We start from the raw sequence: 2177 nt of genomic DNA on the forward strand, positions 1-2177 counted from the left end.
GAGCAGCCGAGGGTGCGCGAGGCGGTGGTGCTGGACATCGACGGGCCGGGTGGCAAGCAACTGGCCGCGTACCTGGTCATGGCCGGCGACCTGCCGAGCGACCCACAGCAACAGAGTGCGCTGCGCGGCGAACTGCGCGAGCACCTCAGGCTCGGCCTGGCCGACTACATGGTCCCGACCCACTTGCTGTTCCTCGAGCGCCTGCCGGTGACGGCCAACGGCAAGCTGGACCGCAAAGCCCTGCCCAAGCCGGATGCCAGCGTGCTGCAGGACAGCTACGTGGCCCCGTGCAGCGAGCTGGAGCAACAGATCGCGGCGATCTGGGCAGACGTGCTGAAACTCGAAAGGGTCGGCCTGAACGATGGCTTCTTCGCCCTGGGTGGCCATTCGCTATCGGCCACCCAGGTGATCGTGCGTGTTCGCGAGGCGACAGGCATCGACGCCACCTTGAAGGAGCTGTTCGAGCATCCCCTGCTGGCGGATTTCTCTTGTCGCCTCGAAGAGAAAAATCAGCAAATCGATCCGATTCAGGCAGAACTGGCTAAATCGCTGGAGGCGCTCAAACGTCTAACCACGGAGGAAATTGATGAACTGATTTCATAGGGGATACATCAGTGCAAGCGTTGCTCGACTCCGTCAAATCGTTGTCCACCAAAGAGCGTCACGCTCTGGCCATGCTCCTGAAGCGTCAGGGAATCAACTTGTACGGAGTCGCGCCGATCCCTGCGAGAGCGCCGGGGGAAGCGCTGGCGTTGTCCTACGCCCAGCAGCGGCAATGGTTTCTCTGGCAAATGGACCCCCAGGGTAGCGCGTACAACATTCCGGTCGCCCTGCGTCTGAAGGGCGATCTTGACCTTCGGGCGCTGCAGGCCAGCTTCGATGCCCTGATCGCGCGACACGAAACCCTGCGTACCACCTTTCACCTCGACAGCGACCAGCCGGTACAGGTGATTCACCCCGAAGCGCCCGTCGAGCTGGTCATCGATACACTCAAGGCCGTCGACGTCGATACCAGCGCGGCATTGAAGGCATGGGTCGAGCAGGAAGTTCAGCAGCCATTCGACCTTGAGCAGGGGCCCTTGCTGCGGGTCAAGCTGCTGCGTCTGGCGGCGGATGACCATGTACTGGTGCTGACCCTGCACCACATCGTCTCCGATGGCTGGTCGACACCGATCATGGTCGACGAGCTGGTGCGTTTCTACGAGGCCGGCAAGTCCGGGCAGGCGCTGCAATTGCCGCCGCTCCCTGTGCAGTATGCCGACTACGCGTTGTGGCAACGGCAGTTCATGGAAGCGGGTGAACGCGAGAAGCAACTGGGCTACTGGACGGCCCATCTGGGGGACGAACAGCCGGTACTGGAATTGCCGCTGGACCGTCCGCGCGGTGCAGTGCAGAGCCATGCAGGTGCACGCCTCGACATCGCCATTGACGATGCGCTGGCAGATTCGCTGAAGCAGTTGGCCAAGCGCCAGGGCGTGACGCTGTTCACCTTGCTGCTGGCAAGCTTCCAGGCGTTGTTGCACCGCTACAGCGGGCAGAACGACATCCGCGTCGGCGTCCCGATCGCCAACCGCAATCGCAGCGAAGTCGAGGGGCTCATCGGCTTCTTCGTCAACACCCAGGTCCTCAAGGCCGAATTCGACCTGAGCACCACCTTTGACGAGCTCGTCGCGCACGTTCACCAGGCCGGGCTGGGCGCACAGGCGCATCAGGACCTGCCGTTCGAGCAACTGGTCGAAGCCCTGCAGCCAGAGCGCAGCCTCAGCCATAGCCCGTTGTTCCAGGTGATGCACAACCACGGCAGCGAGGGCAGGGGCCAGACGCGGCGCCTGCCAGGCTTGACCCTGGAGGCGCTCGACTGGGAAATCCATACCACTCAGTTCGACCTTGCATTGAACACTGTCGAGCATGAACACGGCATCGGTGCGTTCCTGACCTACGCAACGGCCTTGTTCGATGAAGCCACCATCGCCCAGCTTGCCGGGCACTGGCAGGGCCTGTTGGCCGCCATCGTCGCCCACCCGCAGCAGCGCATCGCCGAGTTGCCGCTGTTGAATGCCGCGCAGCAGCAACAGGTGGTCTACGACTGGAACCGCACCCACGCCGACTACCCGCTGGAGCAGTGCCTGCAGCAACTGATCGAGGCGCAAGTCGCCGCCACCCCGGACGCGCCCGCG

2 protein-coding genes are annotated in these 2177 nt (G+C 63.4%); both read left to right on the top strand.

Features of this window, described 5'->3' with window-relative positions; genetic code table 11:
- Nucleotides 1-603 (top strand): phosphopantetheine-binding protein (locus ACF8MI_RS19410; RefSeq protein WP_392517723.1); only part of this gene is annotated, 603 nt, incomplete at its 5' end.
- An 11-nt stretch (nucleotides 604-614) separates the two neighbouring features.
- Nucleotides 615-2177, top strand: a 1563-nt coding sequence (locus ACF8MI_RS19415) for a condensation domain-containing protein (RefSeq protein WP_392517724.1), incomplete at its 3' end; no start/stop codon positions are given.

The sequence above is a fragment of the Pseudomonas sp. yb_9 genome (assembly GCF_043103635.1).
In the GTDB taxonomy this organism is placed as follows: Bacteria; Pseudomonadota; Gammaproteobacteria; order Pseudomonadales; family Pseudomonadaceae; genus Aquipseudomonas; species Aquipseudomonas monteilii.